We start from the raw sequence: 20498 nt of genomic DNA on the forward strand, positions 1-20498 counted from the left end.
GCCTGAGATGAGTCAGCTTTTTTATGCACGACAAATAACGTAATAAATGCTGCTATTGTCATACCTAATGACATCATTGGGCTAATACCCACTGCCATAGCAACACCAGCACATAATGCACTGAATAAAAGTGTCATTGATAACAACATATAGGTATTACGTAATACCTTGTTGGTTTCAAGTACCGATGCTTGAGACGACTGAGCGTAAACGGTATCTCTGTTCATTGTTCCCTCCACAGGATTTGTCTTACAAAAATTAAAAAACTTTGTTCTATTGTATATGGCTATTGTTATAGGCGAAAGTTCAATTTTCAAGTTTCTGCGCCTATATAGTATATAAATATATCTATAATGTGGAAAAAATAAGCAACCGAACAAAAAAATGTAATTTATTTGCAGATAGGGGTTTACAAAGCGTCTGAAGGTCATTAATATGCGCGTCTCTTAAGGAGAGTTGGCAGAGTCCGGTTGAATGCACCTGACTTGAAATCAGACGAAGGGTCAAACCTTCCGGGGGTTCGAATCCCTCACTCTCCGCCATATTATTTAGATAAGCCTCTGTTATACAGGGGCTTTTTTATGTCTGTTATATATAAAGCCGTCAGTAAAGCCGTCATTTGTCTTCACTTTAAACAGAGTTTTAATACTTTTGGGTTTTCGATTGTGACAGTGTATTGGTATACCTCTTGGTGGCTCAGAGCTACTTCTCATCATGTAAAAAGGCCAAGCCGGTACTGTATAGAATTAACTTCATATATCTATAGGTGAATTGGCCCGTTTCGAATAACTTAACTTTAGATTTAGCTACAACGCCGAGCACATACAATATGAATTGTCTAACTCGTTGGTATTGATAAAGGGGAAGCGTCTGACTATAAAGAGTCGTATTTAGGTTTAGGACTTTATTTAGCAAAATTATATGTAGATTATCATCAACTAATGCAATGATGCTTGACCTTCTCCCCAAAAATAAAACCATGACTTTGATGAGATTTCCAATAAAATATATGCAATGGAGATCGAATCATGAAGAAGCGTTATACCGAAGAACAGATCATAAAAGTAATCAAACAGCATGAAGCTGGTGTGAAGGTTGAGGATATATGTCGTGACATGGGTATATCAACAGGCACTTTTTATAATTGGCGCAGTAAGTTCGCTGGATTAGAAGTTAATGAAGCCAAGCGACTCAAAGAGCTTGAGTCTGAAAATAGTAGGCTCAAAAAGCTACTTGCGGAGAAATTACTCGAAGTTTAAGCGATGAAGGATGTTGTTTCAAAAAAGTGGTAAAGCCTGCAGGTAGAAAGCGTATCGCTGTGTACTTAATACAGCAGCATAAATTGAGTGAACGACGCGCTTGTAGCTAGCACAGGTTAGTAGGACGGCATTTAGGCATCAACCCAAACTCCCATGCAAGACAGCCCTTAAGAAATAAATTGAAAGCATATGCACGCATACTCTTGCTATGGCTATTTGATGCTGCATGAGCTTAAAGAAAGATGGATTAGTCGTCAACAGTAAACGCACTTATCGGATTTATACCGAAGAAGCATTATAGGTACGCACCAAAAAGCGTAAAAAGCTGATAAGACCACGGCTTCCAATGGAAGTCCCAAACGAAGTAAAACAGCGTTGGTCGATGGATTTTGTCGCAGACCAACTTGCCAATGGGCGACGTTTTAGGGTCTTAAATGTCGTTGATGACTTTTCACGAGAGCTAATTGGTCAGCTAGTATCGGTATCCATAAACGGCAACATGGTTTCTCGCTTTTTAGACCAACTAATGGAAACAAGAAAACGTCCTAAATCTATTGTTTGTGACAATGGGACCGAATTTACCAGTAAAGCGATGTTCAATTGGTCAAGAGATAGTAAAGTTAAACTGGCATTTATTCAGCCTGGAAAACCTACTCAAAATGTGTTTGTTGAAAGCCTAAATGGCAAATTTAGAAACGAGTGTTTGAATCAACATTGGTTTAGGACATTAGAACACGCAAAATATGAAATTTAACAATGGCGAGTGCATTACAACCATGTTCGCCCACATAGTTCACTCAATTATTTATCGCCAAAAGAGTTCGTGGAGCAAGCAGCTTAATTAATAATTTCTCATCGAAGAAGTGGTCTTAATTAAGGGAGAAGGTCATACCGTTGAAAAATTTGACGATAATCAAATATTCATAAATATTTACTTAGTCAAAAATTTGCATTAGTATTAATAAAGTATTTTTGTAAGAGAATCTTATGTCTAAAGCATTTTCAAAAGTCTTAGTAATGACGCTTATGCTGGTTGCCTTTGTGGGGCAAGCATTTGCGTATTCTGCTATGTCTTGTGAAATGTTATCAGGTTCTCACGAATCACACATGAACATGGATCATTCCAAAATGAGTCATCATGAAGGAATGAATCATGGGGATATGAATAAAAGCAGTAATGGTCAATCAGAAGATTGTTGTGATGTTGAATGTGTTTGTCCTGCAAATGCTTGTTCATCTACTATAGTCCTAAATTCCAGTGTTAACTCGACAGATATTCAATTTTTGAGCGAATCTGTAGCTGTTCTACAATTTAATCAACCTCACTCAATTTCGACTTCCCTTTATCGTCCACCAATTTTTGCCTAATACAGGATTAGTGCGTCCAAATTTCGCACACATGTAATTAATTTTTCTGTTAGTCAATATAGCGTCATAGCGCTATAGATATTTTCCAGCAATGTCTGGGGGCAAAAATGATCAATAAGTATTTAAAAATAGCAGTTGTAATGTTGCTTTTACCTGCGTTTGCAAACGCAGGTGAACATAAACATGTACACAATAACGATGTAACACCTTTGGAGTTAATCGTTTATAAAACCCCTACTTGTGGGTGTTGTAAAAAATGGATAACTCATATTGAAGACAAAGGGATCGTTGCACATTCCAAAGATTTCCGAAACATCAGCAATATCAAAACTAAGTATGGGATCAAACCTAATTACCGTTCATGTCACACAGCGGTTAGTCGAAATGGCTTTGCCTTTGAAGGACATGTTCCCGCTAAATTTATTCAGCAGTTCTTGACAGAAGAACATCCAAATGCCATTGGGCTTTCAGTTCCAGCAATGCCAGTTGGCTCTCCCGGTATGGAAGTCGGTGACCGCTTTATGCCATACAACGTGTTAATTCTATTTAAAGATGAAACGAGTAAAGTCTATGCAAAAGTTAAGACATACGAGGAGCAATTCTAATGAAATTGAACGCTTCAAACCTTACTTCACTTTCAACTGCACTAATACTCAGCTTGTCTGTATTCTCAGCTCAAGCTGAGAAAGTAGTGTCGCTTGAACAAGCTATCACCTTAGCTCAGCAAAATGATCCTTGGCTTCATGGTAGCCGATTGAAACAAAGTGCAGTTGAAAATAGAAGTATTGCTTCAGGTACTTTACCTGACCCCAAAGTATCACTAGGGATAATGAATTTACCAACAGATACTTGGGACTTAGATCAGGAAGGAATGACTCAGCTAAAGGTTGGCGTCTATCAAATGTTTCCGAGAGGCGACAGTCTAGAGATCAAGCAAGACCAGTTACAAATTGAGTCCACGAAATTTCCACTGCTACGAGAGGATCGTAAAGCTAAGTTGAAAAGCCAAGTGTCACAACTTTGGTTAGATGCTTACTTAGCCCAGAAAACTATTAAATTGATTGAAGATGATTGGTCCCTCTTTGAGCAGATGGCGGAAGTGGCTAAAGCTAGCTATTCAAACGTTGTTGGTAAAACTAGACAGCAAGATGTTATTCGTGCTCAATTGGAAATAGTGCAGTTAGATAACAGATTAACTTCGCAAAAGCAGAAACTAGAAACGACAATCGCTCGCCTTAATGAGTGGCTTCATATTTACGATGCTGACCGATTGAATGAATCATTCAACTTTGACTCGCAACCACTAGAGTTTAGCGTCTCAAAAGAATTGCCTTCGATTCAATTGAATAATCCAACAGTCCTAAAAGCATCTAATTACTCAAGAAATCTATTGGCTCAAGCTCTTGCTAATCATCCAGCCATACTTGCAATTGATGTAAAACGCAAATCTTCAGAAAAAGGTGTTGAATTAGCTAAACAGCAATATGAGCCGCAATGGGTTGTTAATGCGAGCTATGCCTATCGTGACAATATGGCTTCTGGTGATAGCCGAGCTGATTTATTTTCTGTTGGGGTAACGTTTGATTTACCGTTGTTTACCGAGAACAGACAAGATAAGCAAGTTGCAGCTTCTATTGCAGATTCAGAGGCTGTTAAAACCGAGAAACTATTGCTGACAAAGCAAATGATCAGTGCGGTGGAAAAGGAGCTTAGACAGCTTAAGCGTTTATCTGATAGACAATCTATCTATCAAGAACAACTCCTTAAACAAACTCATGACCAAACGGAAGCGTCTTTGACGGCTTACACCAATGATGATGGCGATTTTGCCGAAGTTGTTCGAGCAAGAATTGCCGAATTAAATACCAGAATATCAGCTTTAAGAATTGATGTTGATGCACTTAAAACAGTTACTCGCATCAACTATTTCTTTGCGCATTCTCAATCTAAATCAAATGCTGAACATAAGCCATTGCACACTTCGCACAAAGCTAATCAGCACTTATCCAATAAGCAATTTGGAGAAAAATAATGTCAACGAATACGAAAACAATTATTGCCGTCATTATTGGGGCAGCACTAGGTGCAGGAGCATTGAGCTTATATCAAGGTGCAGGCTCAAACAGTGATACTGTTGAAGCTACATCAGCAGAGAAACAACCGCTGTATTGGGTTGCACCGATGGATTCTAATTACCGCCGGGACAAGCCCGGTAAGTCGCCTATGGGGATGGATTTAATTCCTGTGTATGAGGAAGGATCATCTGGTGATGACTTTGGCCCCGGAGCAGTAAAAATTGCGCCTCATGTAGTGAATAACCTTGGGGTTCGCACTGCACCTGTTGAACTGAAAAATATGCATACTGAAATCTCAACGGTAGGTTACGTTCAATATGATGAAGATAAGCTAATTCATATCCACCCACGGGTTGATGGCTGGATTGAAAAACTTTACATCAAAGCAGCAGGTAACCCTGTAGAGAAAGGGCAGCCTCTTTATAGACTATATTCTCCTCAGTTAGTTAACGCGCAAGAAGAACTGTTAATAGCGTTAAACCGCGATAATAGTTCCTTAATTTCAGCAGCCAAAGATCGCCTTAAAGCTTTACAGCTTTCTTCAGATTTCATTCAAAAGTTAGAAAAGACAAGAAAGGTTCAGCAAACAATTACCTTTTATTCACCACAAGCAGGTTTTGTCGATGGTTTGAAGGTTAGAGAAGGTTTTTATGTAAAGCCGGGAAACACCTTATTAAGCATTGGCCAGCTAGATCAAGTTTGGGTTGAAGCAGAAGTGTTTGAACGTGACGCAGCCTTAATTAAAAAAGGACTTCCTGTATCAATGACACTGGATTATTTACCCGGTGAGGACTGGGCTGGTGTCGTTGATTATGTTTATCCAACATTGAACAGTAAAACACGCACACTCCGAGTGAGATTGAAATTTGATAACACAGACTATCAATTAAAACCAAATATGTTTGCACAAGTCTCTATTCACGCTAATCAAGCTGATAGCACCATCCTCGTGCCTAAAGAAGCCGTTATTAGAACAGGTAAACAGGACAGAGTAGTACTTGCGTTAGGTGATGGGCAATTTAAATCTATTGAAGTGACTATTGGCCGGGTTGATATCGACAACATCGAAATATTAGACGGCTTAAATGAAGATGACGTTGTGGTGACATCTGCCCAATTTTTGATTGATTCTGAATCAAGTAAAAGCTCTGACTTTAAACGAATGACTCATGATGAAGTGCCTAACTCTGTTTGGATGCAAGGGGATGTTAATAGTGTTATGGCAGGGCACCGCATGGTTAATATTTCACATGGCCCTGCTGAAGCTTGGGATTGGCCTGAAATGGTTATGGATTTTACTGTGGCTGAAAAAGTCGATATTGACTCATTAAAGTCAGGTCAATCTCTGCACTTTGAAGTGAGCAAAACCGAAGGCGGTGGATATGAAATTACTGGAATTCATATTATGAGTGAGTCTGGTGATATGAGTGAAGAAGTATCTTTTGCAACAGTATCAGGTCTAATAAATTCTATTAATGTTGATACGCGTGTTCTAAATATTAGCCGAGGTCCAATAGATAAATGGGATAGACCTGCTGCGACGATGGATTTTATCGTCGCGGACAATATAGAAATAGTTGATTTCACTGTTGGTGATAACGTCATTTTCACCTTTGAGGTAAGAGATGACTTAGTTATCACTGACATTTCTCTTGAATCAGATGAACAACACGGCGAGGAAAATAAGCCGGTCGTTGATCACTCGAATCATTAAGTTGGGAGAAAAATAATGATTGAATCAATTATTAGATGGTCAATTGGCAATCGTTTCTTTGTATTGCTGGTTACCTTAATTATTGCGTTTGGTGGTTTGTATTCATTAAAAAAAACGCCAGTGGATGCACTCCCAGACCTTTCTGATGTGCAGGTGATAATTAAGACGAGCTATCCGGGACAGGCACCACAAGTAGTACAAGATCAAGTGACGTTTCCCCTTACTACAGCGATGTTGTCAGTACCGGGAGCGCAAACTGTTCGTGGCTACTCATTTTTTGGTGACTCTTATGTTTATATCATTTTTGATGACGATACTGATTTGTATTGGGCAAGAAGCCGGGTTCTAGAATACTTAAGCCAAGTAGCATCGAGCTTGCCTGATTCAGCTAAGCCGCAATTAGGGCCTGATGCAACAGGTGTGGGTTGGGTATACATCTACGCTTTAACAGATAAATCTGGAAACCATGATCTAAGCCAATTAAGAAGTATTCAAGATTGGTTTTTAAAGTATGAATTGCAAACTGTACCGGGCGTGTCTGAGGTTTCCGCCGTTGGCGGTATGGTTAAGCAATATCAAGTGCAAGTTGATCCCGACAAGCTCAGAGCTTATAACGTGCCGTTAAGTCATATCCAAATGGCACTTAAACGAGGCAATAAAGAAACGGGCGCATCTGTTGTGGAAATGGCGGAAGCTGAGTATATGGTTACTGCTACGGGGTATATTCAATCAGTTGGAGACATTGAGAAAATTCCACTTGGTATTAACGAACAAGGCACGCCATTGCGTATTGGTGATGTTGCTACCGTTAATTTAGGGCCTCAAATGCGCCGTGGTATCGCAGAGCTAAATGGTGAAGGAGAAGTTGTTGGTGGTGTTGTCGTTATGCGCTTTGGTGAAAACGCTCAACAAACCATAAACGGGTTAAAAGAAAAACTTGAATCGCTTAAATCTTCTCTACCAGAGGGGGTGGAGATTGTCCCTGTTTATGACAGATCGAAGTTAATAGTTCGTGCTGTTGATAATCTTTGGAGCAAGTTGCTTGAGGAGCTTGCAGTCGTTGCTATTGTTTGTGTTGCTTTCCTATTTCATCTTCGCTCATCAATTGTGGCAGTTGTTACTCTACCACTAGGCATTTTGGTGTCGTTCATCATCATGTATATGCAAGGCATCAATGCCAATATTATGTCTTTAGGCGGTATTGCGATTGCGATTGGTGCGATGACTGATGGTGCAATAGTGATGATTGAAAATATGCATAAGCATATGGAGAAAACACCACTTACAGATGAAAACCGCTGGCAAATCGTAGCCAAGGCTGCGAGTGAAGTAGGCCCTGCATTATTTTTTAGCTTACTGATTATTACAGTCTCATTCTTACCTGTATTTATCTTGGAAGCGCAAGAAGGAAGAATGTTCTCTCCGCTCGCTTATACAAAAACCTATGCAATGGCGGCATCAGCAGGCTTGGCGATCACATTGGTGCCTGTATTGATGGGCTACTTTATTCGAGGCAAAGTTGTTTCTGAAAAGAAAAACCCGATAAACCGATTATTGATTGCTATCTACTTGCCTGTTTTAAAACAAGTTATGAAGTTTCCAAAATCGACAATAGTAGCAGCAGTATTAGTGACTATCATTGGTTTTTGGCCTGTAGATAAAATTGGTAGTGAATTCATTCCGCCATTGGATGAAGGCGATCTCATGTATATGCCTACTACCTACCCCGGTATTTCAATTGGTAAAGCAAGGGAGTTATTGCAGCAAACAGACAAGCTTATTCGCACTGTGCCAGAAGTTGAAACAGTGTTTGGTAAAGTAGGAAGAGCTGAAACTGCAACCGATCCTGCACCTTTAACCATGATTGAAACATTTATTCAGTTGAAGCCTCAAGAAGAGTGGCGTGAGGGAGTTACAACAGAATCGTTAAAAGCTGAGTTTGATAAGTTGGTTAAGTTTCCGGGCTTAACCAATGCTTGGGTTATGCCAATCAAGACTCGAATCGACATGTTAGCTACAGGTATAAAAACACCTGTAGGCATTAAAGTTGCCGGACCAGAGCTTGATGTAATTCAGGAAATCGGCCAACAAATAGAGCAAGTTTTACCCGAAGTTGCAGGCACAGCGTCAGTTTATTCTGAGCGCGTTGCAGGTGGACGATATATTAAGGTTGATATTTCACGAGATAAGGCAAGTCGCTTTGGGTTAAATATCGAAGATGTCCAACAAGTGGTTTCTACTGCTATTGGCGGCATGAATGTGACGCAAACAGTAGAAGGTCAAGAGCGTTACCCTGTTAACTTACGCTATCCGCAAGACTATCGAGACTCTCCTGAGCAGCTATCACGATTACCTGTCGTAACACCTAATGGACAGCGTATTGCGTTAGGGGATGTCGCAGATATTCGAGTTGAGAACGGTCCGCCGGGGATTAAGAGTGAAAATGCTCGTTTAAATGGCTGGACGTTTATCGATATAGACGGTGTTGACGTAGGTACTTATGTTGAAAGTGCAAAAATACACTTGGCTAATAATCTAAAACTACCAGCAGGTTATTCAATTACTTGGGCTGGGCAATACGAATATATGGAAAGAGCGAAAGAAAAGCTCACCTATGTACTGCCATTGACACTCGCCATTATTGTTATTTTGCTTTACTTAAACTTCAGAGCATTTAGTGAAGTGGCTATCATTATTGTGACTTTGCCAATGGCAATGATTGGTGGCTTATGGTTAATGTATCTGGAAGGATTTAACTTCTCCGTTGCCGTTGGTGTGGGCTTTATTGCGCTGGCTGGTGTAGCGGTTGAGATAGGCGTGATAATGCTGGTCTATCTCAATCAGGCGCTTGCTGAGCTTAAGGAAAAAGCTGAAGAGCGAGCAGAACCTATCTCAGATGATCTATACCAAGATGCACTCTTACACGGTGCTGGTTTGCGTGTTCGTCCAGTAATGATGACGGTAGCCACAATCATTATCGGCTTAATGCCTATTTTATATGGTACAGGTACAGGCTCTGAAGTAATGAGTCGTATTGCTGCACCAATGGTAGGAGGCATGACAAGTGCTGTACTGCTCACTCTAATTGTATTACCTGCGATTTATTCAATCGTTAAAAAGCCTGAAGTAAATGCCTTTAACAAAGGGCTTTCTAACGCGGAGCTAAAAAATAATGCTTAGCAAAGTTAGAAAATATCACAAATGGCTTATGGCATTTGTCGGAATACAATTTCTGTTCTGGTCTATTACTGGCGTGTATATGGTGACTATGGATATTCACTATATACATGGAGAGTCATTAACTAAGAGTGAGGAAGTCAAAATAGATTTAGCAAGTGTGGATTATTCTATTGCAGAACTTGCTGTTGCTTATCCTGAAGCTAGCCAAGTCAGGCTTACCCAAAGCATGGGCAGACCTTTGTACTCTTTTATTAGTGGAGAACAAGGGAAAGTAGCAATTGATGCTGAAACTGGGGCTGTTCGTCCCCTTGTTGATGAAGCCAAAGCTAAAGAAATCGCACAATATCACTATGTAATGAATCATGACATTGACAGCATAAGGCTGATTAAGTCAGTGACAGATATGCCTGCTGAGTTGTCGCCAAGACACTTACCCGTTTGGAGAGTAACGTTTGACCAATTTGCCACACCAACATTTTATATAAGTAAACAAACAGGCGCTCTCGTTGCCAAGCGACATGATTACTGGCGGTTGTTTGATTGGATGTGGCGTTTTCACATTATGGATTACGATGATGGAGAAAACGTATCTAACTGGTTTTTGTTCTTAGTTGCAACTCTAGGTCTAATGAGCGCAATTACTGGCGCTGTATTGACTTATTATCGAGTGTTTTCTCCAAATAAAAAGGAAGTCATTTGATGCGACTATTCAAGTTAAATACATCAGTACACAAATGGCTTTCTTTATTTGTTGGTTTACAACTGCTTATTTGGTTGGGAACTGGCCTTTACTTCAACCTGATGGATCACAGCAAAGCCAGTGGTAATGAGCTTAGAGTTCATTCTCATCATGAAGGTAGCATTACAGGCTTTGACCTATTCCCTATTAAAGACATTATTAGTGAGGCTCCACAGGAAGTAAACCTTATATGGGTTTTACATCAGCCTTACTATCATTTGGTGTTCGATAAGGGCCAGCATAGCTACCAAGTACGCGACTCATTGCTATTTGATGCTGTAACAGGAAAGCTATTTAATCTGTCTGAAGAACAAGTACTAACTTTGGCAAAAAACTCTTACTCAGGACAGGGTAAGTTAACTACTCCAGTGTTATCTCAACCTCCGTTTTCTGATCACGTAAGGCAGCAAAATCCTATGTGGCAAGTTGCCGTTGAGGATGAGAACAATACAACTATTTATTTAGATAGTATTACAGGTCAAGTACTTCGCCATGCCAATGATGATTTCAGATTGAAAGATCTGATGATGAAGCTTCACTTTATGGACTATGGCAATTCTGGAGGATTTAACCATTGGTTGATCATTGCATTTGCTTTTGCAACGCTATTCCTTTCAATTACTGGTGTTACTTGGCTGATACAACAGTATCGAAGTGGTTTACTGAAGCTAGGTTGGGGCACTAACAGGCAAAAAGTGGCAGTGACGTTTTCCAATGAAAATACTATTACTGACATCTCAGCAGTTGGCAGCTCAACTGTATTAGAAGAACTAGCAAGTTCACATGTATACCTATCGTCAAGTTGTGGTGGCGGCGGAACATGTGGTAAATGCATGTTCTTAAGTTCAACTCAATTACCGATAACACTATCTGAACAGGAACATTTATCTCAGGAGCAGCTTAAGGAAGGCTATCGGCTTGGATGTCAGCATAGGTTCTCTGAAATTAGTTCGATTGAAGTTAATACTGATCGCAATATTGAAAATCATGAGCTGGTTGTTGTTGCGACTAATTTCATTACTCCTTTTATCAAGGAAGTGAAATTTAAGGTGAAATCAGGCAAACAATTGGCATTTAAAGCTGGTGCATATATGCAATTTGACGTGCCAGCAGGAATGAATAGTTTACGCCCTGAAAATATGCCTGAGAACTACGAAAAATACTGGGAAAGTTACTCTCATGGAAGGTTTTCTCATGACGGTGTAACTCGTCACTACTCATTAGTTAACTTTGACGAGGAATCAGATGAGTTAACGTTTAATATCCGCTGGCAAACTGCTAAGGATGGTTTTAGAGCAGGAATAGGTTCAAGTTATTTAGGTTCACTCCAAGTAGGTGAAACGATAACTGCAAAAGGCCCTTTTTCTGATTTTTATGCCACTTCAAATAAAAAAGTTAGTCGCGTGTTTATAGGTGCGGGTTCAGGACTTGCACCACTGAGGTCTATTATTTTTGAACAGTTGAAAAAGCATAAAGATAAAAGTGGTTTGACTCTTATCTATGGTGCGCGAACTGAAGATGACTTGCTATACCATAATGAATTGAAGTCACTGAGTGAGAAGCATAAAAACTTCTCTTATATTCCTACTCTTTCTAATCCTTCAGAACAATGGCAAGGGCATTCTGGCTATGTACAGCAAGTACTTCTACCGTATTTGAGTCAAAAAATGGCACTATTTCCGATTGAATTTTACTTGTGCGGCCCAGAAGCAATGATGAGTGAAGTGGAAAAAATAATTACAGATGCTGGGATTCCAAGTAATCAAATTTTCAAAGATAAATTTAGTCGTTAATCCATTAAATAAATAGAGGTATATATGAAAACATTAATTAAACTTTTAACCGTAATCAGCATTGTTTTTAGTAGTGCAGTGTTCGCGCATGTTCATCTTGAAAAAAGTGTGCCTGCTGATAATGCAATGTTAATGAAGAATCCAGAAGAGTTAAAGTTGGCATTTAGCAAAGAGGTTCGTGTAGTCAAAGTTACATTGAAAAATAAGCAAGGTAAAAAGATCAAATTTGGGTTCAAACCCACTAAAGAAACCAATACCGAATTTACGTGGAAACTACCGAAACTTGCACCTGCTAACTATGTGGTTGATGTTACTTTCTTAGGTAAAGATGGGCACAAAATGAAAGATAGCTTTGGCTTTATGGTTCATTAGTAAGGCTGTGTGATTGATATGGAAATGTATATCTGGAATACAGTCATTGTACTGTCAAAAATTGTATTTTACGTCGGCTTTGCCTGTATTGCCGGCTATACATTTTTCAGACAAATTTTTGAGCATAATGAATCTCATAGTAATGCTGTAATAGCGCATTTAACGTGGACAAGAACTTATATAGTTATGGCTTTGATCGTTAATATTACTTGGTTCTTTGCCAGTACTGGTGCAATGGCAGAAGAGGGAATTCAGGGGGCGATAGACGCTGATATATTGGCTATTATGTGGGACTCCTCTGTCGGCACTGGAGCTTTGCTTCGAGCGCTTGGGCTAGTTACCGCAATAATCGCTTTAGCTTTAAGGTTCAAACTCGCTGTGAACTCGTACTTAAAACAAAGCGCTTTAATGTTGAGTTTATTAATCCTTGCATACTCATTCACGTTACTGGGTCATATTTCTGAGTTAGGCACAATTGAAAAAGGCTTGCTTATTTTGCATGTGCTCGTTATGGCATGGTGGTTTGGGGCGTTATTGCCACTAAAACAGGCTTGCCATCAGCTAAGTTATGCAGAACTTCATTTGCTGATGGAAAGCTTTGGCAAACAAGCAAGTTTTGCATTGAGCTTATTGTTGGTAGCATGCCTCTGGCTCGTGATTCAATTGGTCGGAAGTCTTGATGCATTAATAAGCTCAAGTTACGGACAAACACTGTTGTTTAAATTGGCCCTTGTAGTGTCTATTTTGGCACTTGCTGCTAAACATAAACTAATACTCGTTCCACAACTTAAAAATAGTCAAGGCAGAGAGGCTTTATCTAAATCTATCTCGATAGAAATGGTAGTAGCTTTTGCCATTTTATCTGTAACGGCTGGGCTTACTAGTGTTGTTGGCCCTGCAAATTAAAACCTAAAAGAGAGAATGAAAATGAAAACAATAAATATATTACTCGTTTTATTAATGACGTTTAGTTTCGCAGCAAACGCTCATGGTGATAAGAACAAATGCAAAGGTTTGTTTAAAGGTATAGATACCCCTGCCGCAAAAGTTGTTTTGGCATTTCATCAAGCACTTGAAACTGGCAATCAAAAACAGGCTAGAGCGCAGTTAGTGGATGATGGTATTCCAGTGCATGATGCGATTTATAGTAGGGAAGTGATTGATTATAATGTCTTCGAAAAAACGGTTTTAAACACAACTGGCTTTGACGTTAAAATCGAGGGATAGCTCAGTAAGACATTCAAAGTATTCAGACAATCTGATATTCAATATGAAATATATTCGGCTCAATTCTTAATTACAACATGTCGAACACTGTTAGCAAAACTAGGTACCTCAAGCCATGTAGCTGAAAGATGCCTTAATCATAAGCTAAAGGGTGTTGAGGCTATTTATAATCAGCATGATTACTATAATGAGCGTAAAGAAGCACTTGCAAAGTTGGTCACTAAAATACAGCAGATGGATATATAATTTTTAGGATTATTGAATCTATTGGTAATGGGCCATAAACTCCCCTCCAGGTAAAAATTTACCGTTAACAGAATAAGTCATACAGAAAACTAGTCATATTTTGTCAAGGACCATTACTTGCTAATGCGTACATCACTAGTTTGTATACCCCCCGTATTGATCGTATTCGGCCATAAAGTGAACTAGGTGATAAGTACACCAACACGACCTAAAAACGTCTTACAGTGCCATACAGAACGATACAGCTACCGCGCTACGCTTGCTGGGTACCTTTGCTATGCACAATTATAAATTGCACATACAAAGTCACCTTTATAAAAGCATTATTATGCCTGGAATTTACAAGAACTAAATAAGTACATAAAACAAGGTCCGTTACATCGGTTATTTAAATACACCTCCATAATCGGGGGTTATTCTTTTGCTTCATCACTGCCTGCTTTTTTGGGAAAAGAATTACTATATTCTTGCAATAAATGACTCATAAAATGTACAAATTGTGAAAAAATGACAGCCCGCTTTCTGCGCCGTTCTTGTCCGATTAAGAACAGTCGCAAGTCATCCAAAAGCGGTAGTTAAGTGACAGAGTATTTCAGCTAATTCTGCGGCAAAAGTTGGAACTATTCGATGTGCAGCTGTGAACCTTGGGCTGATGTTCGTTTTTTCTAGGTTAAAACACCTAAATGAAAATCCGACAATTGGCTTTTTTAGCTTAAAATTATAAATATAGTGTTAAAAGCTGTTTGCGCCAGATGAATTAAAGAGCTAGATACAGCACATAGTTATGGCCTAGCTTGATGTTTCTGCACCAAAGCAACAATTTGATTTGCGTCAATTTAGAAACTAAAAATTCTGTATCGAAATTTACTCTGGCATATACTGTTATATACACAATAATAGTGAAGTATGTGTAATTCACTCCAACATTAAGGGTATCGTATGAAAACAAATGTAGGTAACATAGATAGGGCACTCCGTGCTCTTGCTGGTATTGCATTAATTGCTTGGGCAGTGCTAGGGGGACCTGTTTGGGCGTGGGTTGGAATTGTACCATTAGCTACTGCGCTATTTAAGTTTTGCCCCGCTTATTCTTTATTAGGAATACGGACTTGTGCAACCCCTACAAAATCAAACAATATTGAATAAATACAGTATGTATTTTATTTTTGTAAATTATCAATTTAAACAATTATCCAATTAAAGAGAGTAGATATGAAATCTAAAATGTATGTCGGAGGCATTTTTGTCGCTGCTTTATTAGGAGGTTGTGGAGTTGCTAACGAAACAACCGTTTGCACTAGCGCACCGCAGAGTGACTGGCTGAATCAAGATCAGTTTCAAGCTGGACTATTAACCGATGGATATCAGATACAAGAGTTTAAAGTAACAGAAGGAAATTGTTATGAAATATATGGGCAAAATGCGCAGGGCGATAAAATTGAAATTTACTTTAACCCCGTAGATGGCTCTATTGTCAAGGAAGAGAAACATTAAAGTTGAGTAAACAAGTTCGTGTTTGGGGGCGTTTTATAAGGATTATACATTGGTACCTTGTTTTAGCCTTTTTTCTAAATTATTTTGTTCTTGATGCTGGAAGCGACCCTCACCAAATATTAGGCTATGTTGCTTTATGTGCCGTGTTGGTGAGAATTATTTGGGGGATGATGAGCAAAAAGCAAGGAAGTTTTGCAACCGCATCTCTTAGCTTAAAAGCTTTTGCTTTGCACTTTACTCATCTTAAGAACAGAGAAGTGCCTATTAATGCTGGTCATAATCCAGTAGGTTGGATTATGATTTTGGCAACATGGACTCTTTTTATCGGGCTAGCAGCTACAGGCTTCATGCTAGAAGAAATCGATTACTTTTTTGGCAATTCTCTTGTCGAAGATATACATTCTATATTTTCAGATGTACTGTACGGGCTTGTTTTATTGCATGTAGCTGCTGTTTTTATTGTTGCATGGTGGGGCAGAGTTTCGTTGATTAGGCCAATGTTAACTGGTTGGCGCAACCGGAAGTGAATATCCTTAAGGATATTCACTACTGCTAGAAGATAAGAATTTTCAGACCTATTAATATCAGTACGATGCCGCCAAGTAATTCTGCTTTGCTCTCGAAATAATCTCCCGTTTTAGCTCCTACTATAACACCCATCCAACTTAAGAAAAATGTAGTGACACCGATGGTTAGGCAAGCAACAAAGGGATTTACATCGAAAAATTCTAATGTAAAACCAGCCGCCATAGCATCAATACTAGTCGCGATTGCTAGGACTAACATGACTTTATGGGTTATGCGAATAATATCCTCTTCGACCCCTTTGCTTAATACGTCATATATCATCTTTGAACCAATTAAGAAAAGTAGGGCAAATGCAATCCAAGGGGCAAATGTATCGACCCACACTAAAACAGTTTGTCCAGCCAAGTATCCGATTAAAGGCATAAAGCCCTGCGATATCCCAAAGTATAATCCAGCTCTAAACCCCAATGTTGATAGCCTACCGCTGTACTTGGTTCCTAAACCGATAGAAACAGCAAATGCGTCCATACTTAAAGCTAAAGCAAGTATAAAAAGCTCAATCATAAGCACGCTCACTAAAAACAAAGTTCAATTAAAAAATATCCAACATAAACGAATGGATAGATGGCAATAATAACAGCTTATTGGATAACAGGACTATTAATTACTAACGGTTTGAACAGATTATTTAAGGAGAAAAGGGATATTGAGGCTTATATCGTCGTATTGATTGGTCTTCGCTCAGATCTAGCATACAAATGGTTTCATCGACTGGATTATCCGCTACAAGATGCATTAGATATGGCGTCTTCCACGCCGTCTCAATTTTTAGGTATGCAACAAAGTAAAGGCCGCTTAAAAGAGGGTTTGGACGCAGATTTTGTGTGTTTAGACAATGAATTAAACGTCACGCATACAGTGTGTATGGGTACCTTTGCTATGCACAATTATAAATTGCACATGCAAACGCACCTTTATAAAAGCATTATTGTGCCTGGAATTTACAAGAACTAAATGAGTACATACAACAAGGTCCGTTACATCGATTATTTAAATACACCTGAGTACAGTTATGGTTTGTATTTTATTGAGAGTAGGGGGCTTGGTGGGCTAACCACTGCTCATCTATCAGTATAGGTAAATAACTTTTTTGATAACTCTAATACTGAAATAGCCCCACAAGCCCCCTAAATATGTTCAAAAAACTCTGTAGTGCTTGATATGACTGACTTTATAATAGTGGGGCTTGTAGATAAAGCCCAACAATAGCCCCACTATTCTGTGGGGCTTACCCTTCACAATCGATATTCCTTAACTTTAATTGGCAGTTTATCAATGTGAACATTGCTTTTGTGGTTATGTTTATCAAGTGTTAGCTGACTATTGTCAGTACATTCAACCCAATACGTATAAGAGCCACTCACCCGTTTCCCTCTTAGAACTAGCCCATCAATATTTCGGTCTAAAAACTGCCTGAGTAAGTTGCCAACATGTTGACTGGATTGCAGCCTATCCCTAGCTATGAAAGCAAAAATCGCGTCAGCAAGCTGTAAATCATCATGCAAATCATATAATAACTTAGTAGCCTTGAAGCTATTATTAGTTCCAAAGTGGTGAGATAGTGATTTTAGTAACGCTAATAACGCATCGTTATCACTATTTTCTTGTTGTTGCCTTATCGTCACATTTAGGATGTCAACTAACCCTGTTTTAGGGTGCTGCTGTCCAATAAAGGCCAGTGGCTGCCTTATCAGGTCATCCCACTCAGTGAATGATGTCATTCTTCCAGAGTTTGATGGTTTACCACAATGCTTCCAGTGATTAATAAGAGTTATCACACTACTTATAATCTCATATCGAGTCTCTAAAGCTAGCTCTCGTGGGTCAAAGTCAAATTGACGTTGCATGAGATTATTACTATTAGAAATCAACCTAGCTTTTATAACGCGACGATTCATATCACCTACAAATTGCATGTTATTACCCGTGAGCAAAAATAGTGTTTTATTCATGGTTTTGACCGTTTTGCTTTTGCCAAGTATCCTATCTTCGTAATACTCACTTGTTAAAGCTGCTGCAAACGAGGGTGAATCAAAAGGCTCAACAATATTATCAAAGTTGCATACTTTCTCGCCTTTTAAGAACAATGACATTAACCGTTTTCTAAATTCTTCATCATTATCACGTCTACCAGGGGCTATAGCTGAAGCACTTTTACCAGTTCCAATAATAGCAATGGTTTCTGCAAGCATCGTTTTGCCTGTCCCTTGCATCGGAGCGTCAATGCCAAAAGCAGGGCAGGTCGGTAAAACTTGGCGAAGAACAGCAGAAAATATAGCTGCCACTATAACTGTTTTGTCATCATTCTCTGCTAGTTCAAATGCACTAAATGGTGCATATAACCTATTAAAGTGGAACATAACTTCTTGCTCAGAAAGTTTATGAGCACTTATGGCAAAGTCATTGGAGTCAAACTCAGCTAAGAGTTTCATTTGACGATTGTAGCCAGGCTCAAGAAGCAACCTTAGTCGTCGGTCTACCACAGGATGATCAACAAACCCTGTAATTGGGTTAATGTTCTTACTTGCTCCGATGCTAGATACTCCATCAATAAGCTCATTAGTTGGATTGCAAGGCTTCCTTAAAGAGTAATAGTGAATAAACCCGCTTAGCAAATGCTTCATATGAGGTTGATCTAGGTATATGAGAGACCCATCTATTGGCGTAACAAGCACACCTCCAAAACTAAATACATCTTTACGGCTTTTTAATATTTGCAAGGTGTCATTTACTGCATTATGTATATTACCTTCGATTTTGATGCTATGTATATATTCTAAAAGTCGATACGTCTTTTGTCCCCTTGCAAAACTAAACAAACAAGGCTGGTCTTGTTTCAGGAATAATTTGCCTACGAGTCTTCGATTGTCATAATCTGGCTCGATTGGATCTAAACAAAGTAATCCATGATAAAGTGTTTTATCTGATAAGATATCATGCACAGTGCGTTCTATCATTTCCTGACCATTCCACAAATGTATTATCCAGTATGAGGGTAATTCACCCGTATTCAATGTTTCAATGATATCTTCGGTATATTCCTCAGTCTGAATAGACTTATCGTTCACTTTCAGCTTTTTAATCATGTCCTGTGCATATTGTGAACGGTGTTCCAAAACTATCGGTTCAGCTACGGCTCTCTTACCTAACTTCATCTCATTGAGTTTTTGTATTTCGCTGGAATTAAGGTCCACCAAATAAAGTTTTGTATCTAAGCAACTTTCAGAGCCTTTCATAACTAAAGGTTTACCTCTATCTTGAATGAGAGGAGGTATACATGATGCACCTGCTGCAAAATCCATTCTAGATGGTTGATAAACACACATATCAAAGGGGACTCGTTCGAGTATTGAGCCAGAGGCAGACACTTTAATACTGCCAAACCCTGCAAGCCATAATCGTTCTTCAATCAACTTAGCAGCCCTTGGTATATCCGAAGCGTCTTTCACCATGAGATATATGCGCTGCCCTGTAACAGCAGATAAATGCTCACCTGTTTTTTCGTTAACAATATTAGAAGACGATGATATCCACCATATATGGTCTACTTTTTTAATTTGAGGGCAGACTGTATAAAGCAACTTAAGAACGACGTCTTTCTCAAGAGCTTCATCGTCTGGATCATAATCAAACATCATAATACCTGCAGAGACAGGCCATTCGAAATGTTGCTTTGAACGGGTAATCAGATTAGGTTCGTTACTTCCTTTATCAAATTCGTTCTTAGTCACAATTTTCGCATCGGTTATACCATTTGTAGGTACACCGTATGTTAAAGCTTGATTGCTGTTAAGTTTAGAGATGATATCTGCAAACTCAAAAATGCTTGTTACTGATTTAACGGTTGCAGTCCCAGTGCATAGATTAGCTGAAGGGATTTTTATCATTGAGCCAGTATTATCCAAACGTATCTCTTTTGATAACACCTTAGGGTACTGGGATGTCAATATGGTAAATTGAGCCGCAGTACTAGTTAAAGGTGGAAGTGTTACTGTTAAATGTTGCATGGAAGCCTCCATAATAAATCCTCCAGTTATAATTTATAACGATAATGAGCGTAGATAATATGGTTATCGATGATTTTAGTTGGTTGATGAACAGTCAATATAGGTACACCCCAACCTCTTAGTATAAATACCAGTCCTGCAGGATCTTTAAATCCTTTTATTTCTAGCTCACAAACTGATGCGCTATCAACGTCTAAAAGGTATAGACACAGCGATCTAGCCTGTTCTTCTTGAGTGTAGGTAGTGATTTTTCCAAACATGGGTTTAGTTTTAGTACTCATTAACAATATCCTTTAGTAGATAAAAATATATTTGGGATATCGAGAATTTGGTCTATAATCAAATTGCTAAAGATGATGAGTCCGTTCTCGATAGTTGGGGCGGGCTTGTTTTTTAGTGTATTTGCACATAAATCCCATAGCCCATTTAGTGAATC

The 20498-nt window shown here is 39.0% G+C and carries 17 protein-coding genes, 1 tRNA gene and 3 pseudogenes; 17 read left to right on the forward strand and 4 right to left on the reverse strand.

The window, feature by feature from the left end; genetic code table 11:
• Positions 1–227, reverse strand: a pseudogene (locus G2999_RS11440) (BAX inhibitor (BI)-1/YccA family protein); the annotation flags it as partial.
• A gap of 223 nt (positions 228–450) precedes the next feature.
• On the opposite strand from G2999_RS11440, the gene G2999_RS00105 reads away from it, so the two are divergent.
• The 16 genes and pseudogenes from G2999_RS00105 (at position 451) to G2999_RS00185 (ending at position 15994) form a co-directional block, all read left to right on the forward strand.
• Positions 451–542 (forward strand) — tRNA-Ser (locus G2999_RS00105).
• Between the two features lie 486 nt (positions 543–1028).
• Positions 1029–2100, forward strand: a pseudogene (locus G2999_RS12855) (IS3 family transposase).
• Between the two features lie 146 nt (positions 2101–2246).
• Positions 2247–2627, forward strand: coding sequence for a hypothetical protein (locus G2999_RS00125; protein ID WP_010177506.1), 381 nt, complete (start codon positions 2247–2249; stop codon positions 2625–2627).
• Between the two features lie 107 nt (positions 2628–2734).
• On the forward strand, positions 2735–3232 hold the full coding sequence (locus tag G2999_RS00130) for a DUF411 domain-containing protein (RefSeq protein WP_010177508.1): 498 nt from the start codon (positions 2735–2737) through the stop codon (positions 3230–3232).
• Entirely contained in the window at positions 3232–4659 is a 1428-nt protein-coding gene (locus tag G2999_RS00135) for a TolC family protein (protein WP_010177511.1), read from the forward strand. The genes G2999_RS00130 and G2999_RS00135 overlap by 1 nt, the downstream gene beginning before the upstream one ends.
• Positions 4659–6416 carry an efflux RND transporter periplasmic adaptor subunit gene (locus G2999_RS00140; protein ID WP_010177512.1) on the forward strand — a complete coding sequence of 586 codons (1758 nt, stop codon included), beginning with the start codon at positions 4659–4661 and terminating at the stop codon, positions 6414–6416. Before G2999_RS00135 ends, G2999_RS00140 begins: the two co-directional genes overlap by 1 nt.
• A gap of 15 nt (positions 6417–6431) precedes the next feature.
• On the forward strand, positions 6432–9596 hold the full coding sequence (locus G2999_RS00145; RefSeq protein ID WP_010177514.1) for an efflux RND transporter permease subunit: 3165 nt from the start codon (positions 6432–6434) through the stop codon (positions 9594–9596).
• Entirely contained in the window at positions 9589–10296 is a 708-nt protein-coding gene (locus tag G2999_RS00150; protein WP_010177516.1) for a hypothetical protein, read from the forward strand. The genes G2999_RS00145 and G2999_RS00150 overlap by 8 nt, the downstream gene beginning before the upstream one ends.
• A complete protein-coding gene (locus G2999_RS00155; protein WP_010177518.1) occupies positions 10296–12128 on the forward strand; it encodes a 2Fe-2S iron-sulfur cluster-binding protein in 1833 nt (610 codons plus the stop codon). Before G2999_RS00150 ends, G2999_RS00155 begins: the two co-directional genes overlap by 1 nt.
• Before the next feature lie 24 nt (positions 12129–12152).
• Complete coding sequence (locus tag G2999_RS00160) at positions 12153–12500, forward strand: copper resistance CopC family protein (RefSeq protein ID WP_010177520.1); 348 nt, start codon at positions 12153–12155, stop codon at positions 12498–12500.
• Positions 12501–12518: 18 nt separating this feature from the next.
• Positions 12519–13406 (forward strand): copper resistance D family protein, encoded by an 888-nt coding sequence (locus G2999_RS00165; protein WP_010177522.1) that lies wholly within the window; start codon positions 12519–12521, stop codon positions 13404–13406.
• Between the two features lie 21 nt (positions 13407–13427).
• Positions 13428–13727 (forward strand): hypothetical protein, encoded by a 300-nt coding sequence (locus G2999_RS13635; protein WP_010177524.1) that lies wholly within the window; start codon positions 13428–13430, stop codon positions 13725–13727.
• Between the two features lie 66 nt (positions 13728–13793).
• Positions 13794–13973: pseudogene (locus G2999_RS13640) on the forward strand (integrase); the annotation flags it as partial.
• Positions 13974–14912: 939 nt separating this feature from the next.
• The gene (locus G2999_RS00175) at positions 14913–15119 is read left to right on the forward strand and encodes a DUF2892 domain-containing protein (protein ID WP_010177526.1); all 207 of its coding nucleotides are present in this window, start codon (positions 14913–14915) and stop codon (positions 15117–15119) included.
• Positions 15120–15185: 66 nt separating this feature from the next.
• Entirely contained in the window at positions 15186–15467 is a 282-nt protein-coding gene (locus tag G2999_RS00180; protein ID WP_010177528.1) for a PepSY domain-containing protein, read from the forward strand.
• A gap of 2 nt (positions 15468–15469) precedes the next feature.
• Positions 15470–15994 carry a cytochrome b/b6 domain-containing protein gene (locus G2999_RS00185; RefSeq protein ID WP_010177531.1) on the forward strand — a complete coding sequence of 175 codons (525 nt, stop codon included), beginning with the start codon at positions 15470–15472 and terminating at the stop codon, positions 15992–15994.
• Positions 15995–16019: 25 nt separating this feature from the next.
• On the opposite strand, the gene G2999_RS00190 is transcribed toward G2999_RS00185, so the two are convergent.
• Positions 16020–16559 carry a manganese efflux pump MntP family protein gene (locus tag G2999_RS00190; RefSeq protein ID WP_010177532.1) on the reverse strand — a complete coding sequence of 180 codons (540 nt, stop codon included), beginning with the start codon at positions 16557–16559 and terminating at the stop codon, positions 16020–16022.
• Between the two features lie 60 nt (positions 16560–16619).
• Between G2999_RS00190 and G2999_RS00195 the strand changes: the two genes are divergently transcribed.
• Positions 16620–17009 (forward strand): amidohydrolase family protein, encoded by a 390-nt coding sequence (locus G2999_RS00195; protein ID WP_010177535.1) that lies wholly within the window; start codon positions 16620–16622, stop codon positions 17007–17009.
• A 281-nt stretch (positions 17010–17290) separates the two neighbouring features.
• On the opposite strand, the gene G2999_RS00200 is transcribed toward G2999_RS00195, so the two are convergent.
• Together G2999_RS00200 and G2999_RS00205 are read right to left on the reverse strand one after the other, a co-directional pair.
• Positions 17291–20062 carry a hypothetical protein gene (locus tag G2999_RS00200; protein ID WP_029257288.1) on the reverse strand — a complete coding sequence of 924 codons (2772 nt, stop codon included), beginning with the start codon at positions 20060–20062 and terminating at the stop codon, positions 17291–17293.
• A gap of 26 nt (positions 20063–20088) precedes the next feature.
• The gene (locus G2999_RS00205; protein ID WP_010177538.1) at positions 20089–20343 is read right to left on the reverse strand and encodes a hypothetical protein; all 255 of its coding nucleotides are present in this window, start codon (positions 20341–20343) and stop codon (positions 20089–20091) included.
• Between the last annotated feature and the right edge of the window lie 155 nt (positions 20344–20498).

This window comes from Glaciecola sp. HTCC2999, from assembly GCF_000155775.1.
Taxonomy (GTDB): Bacteria; Pseudomonadota; Gammaproteobacteria; order Enterobacterales; family Alteromonadaceae; genus Opacimonas.

Excerpts from the sequence above, each read along its gene's own strand:
- G2999_RS13635 (WP_010177524.1), top strand. The coding sequence starts at position 13,428 with ATGAAAACAATAAATATATTACTCGTTTTATTAATGACGTTTAGTTTC.
- G2999_RS00195 (WP_010177535.1), top strand. The coding sequence starts at position 16,620 with ATGGCAATAATAACAGCTTATTGGATAACAGGACTATTAATTACTAAC.
- G2999_RS00125 (WP_010177506.1), top strand. The coding sequence starts at position 2,247 with ATGTCTAAAGCATTTTCAAAAGTCTTAGTAATGACGCTTATGCTGGTT.
- G2999_RS00190 (WP_010177532.1), bottom strand. The coding sequence starts at position 16,559 with ATGATTGAGCTTTTTATACTTGCTTTAGCTTTAAGTATGGACGCATTT.
- G2999_RS00135 (WP_010177511.1), top strand. The coding sequence starts at position 3,232 with ATGAAATTGAACGCTTCAAACCTTACTTCACTTTCAACTGCACTAATA.
- G2999_RS00205 (WP_010177538.1), bottom strand. The coding sequence starts at position 20,343 with ATGAGTACTAAAACTAAACCCATGTTTGGAAAAATCACTACCTACACT.
- G2999_RS00175 (WP_010177526.1), top strand. The coding sequence starts at position 14,913 with ATGAAAACAAATGTAGGTAACATAGATAGGGCACTCCGTGCTCTTGCT.
- G2999_RS00160 (WP_010177520.1), top strand. The coding sequence starts at position 12,153 with ATGAAAACATTAATTAAACTTTTAACCGTAATCAGCATTGTTTTTAGT.
- G2999_RS00145 (WP_010177514.1), top strand. The coding sequence starts at position 6,432 with ATGATTGAATCAATTATTAGATGGTCAATTGGCAATCGTTTCTTTGTA.
- G2999_RS00140 (WP_010177512.1), top strand. The coding sequence starts at position 4,659 with ATGTCAACGAATACGAAAACAATTATTGCCGTCATTATTGGGGCAGCA.
- G2999_RS00150 (WP_010177516.1), top strand. The coding sequence starts at position 9,589 with ATGCTTAGCAAAGTTAGAAAATATCACAAATGGCTTATGGCATTTGTC.
- G2999_RS00200 (WP_029257288.1), bottom strand. The coding sequence starts at position 20,062 with ATGCAACATTTAACAGTAACACTTCCACCTTTAACTAGTACTGCGGCT.
- G2999_RS00165 (WP_010177522.1), top strand. The coding sequence starts at position 12,519 with ATGGAAATGTATATCTGGAATACAGTCATTGTACTGTCAAAAATTGTA.
- G2999_RS00180 (WP_010177528.1), top strand. The coding sequence starts at position 15,186 with ATGAAATCTAAAATGTATGTCGGAGGCATTTTTGTCGCTGCTTTATTA.
- G2999_RS00130 (WP_010177508.1), top strand. The coding sequence starts at position 2,735 with ATGATCAATAAGTATTTAAAAATAGCAGTTGTAATGTTGCTTTTACCT.
- G2999_RS00155 (WP_010177518.1), top strand. The coding sequence starts at position 10,296 with ATGCGACTATTCAAGTTAAATACATCAGTACACAAATGGCTTTCTTTA.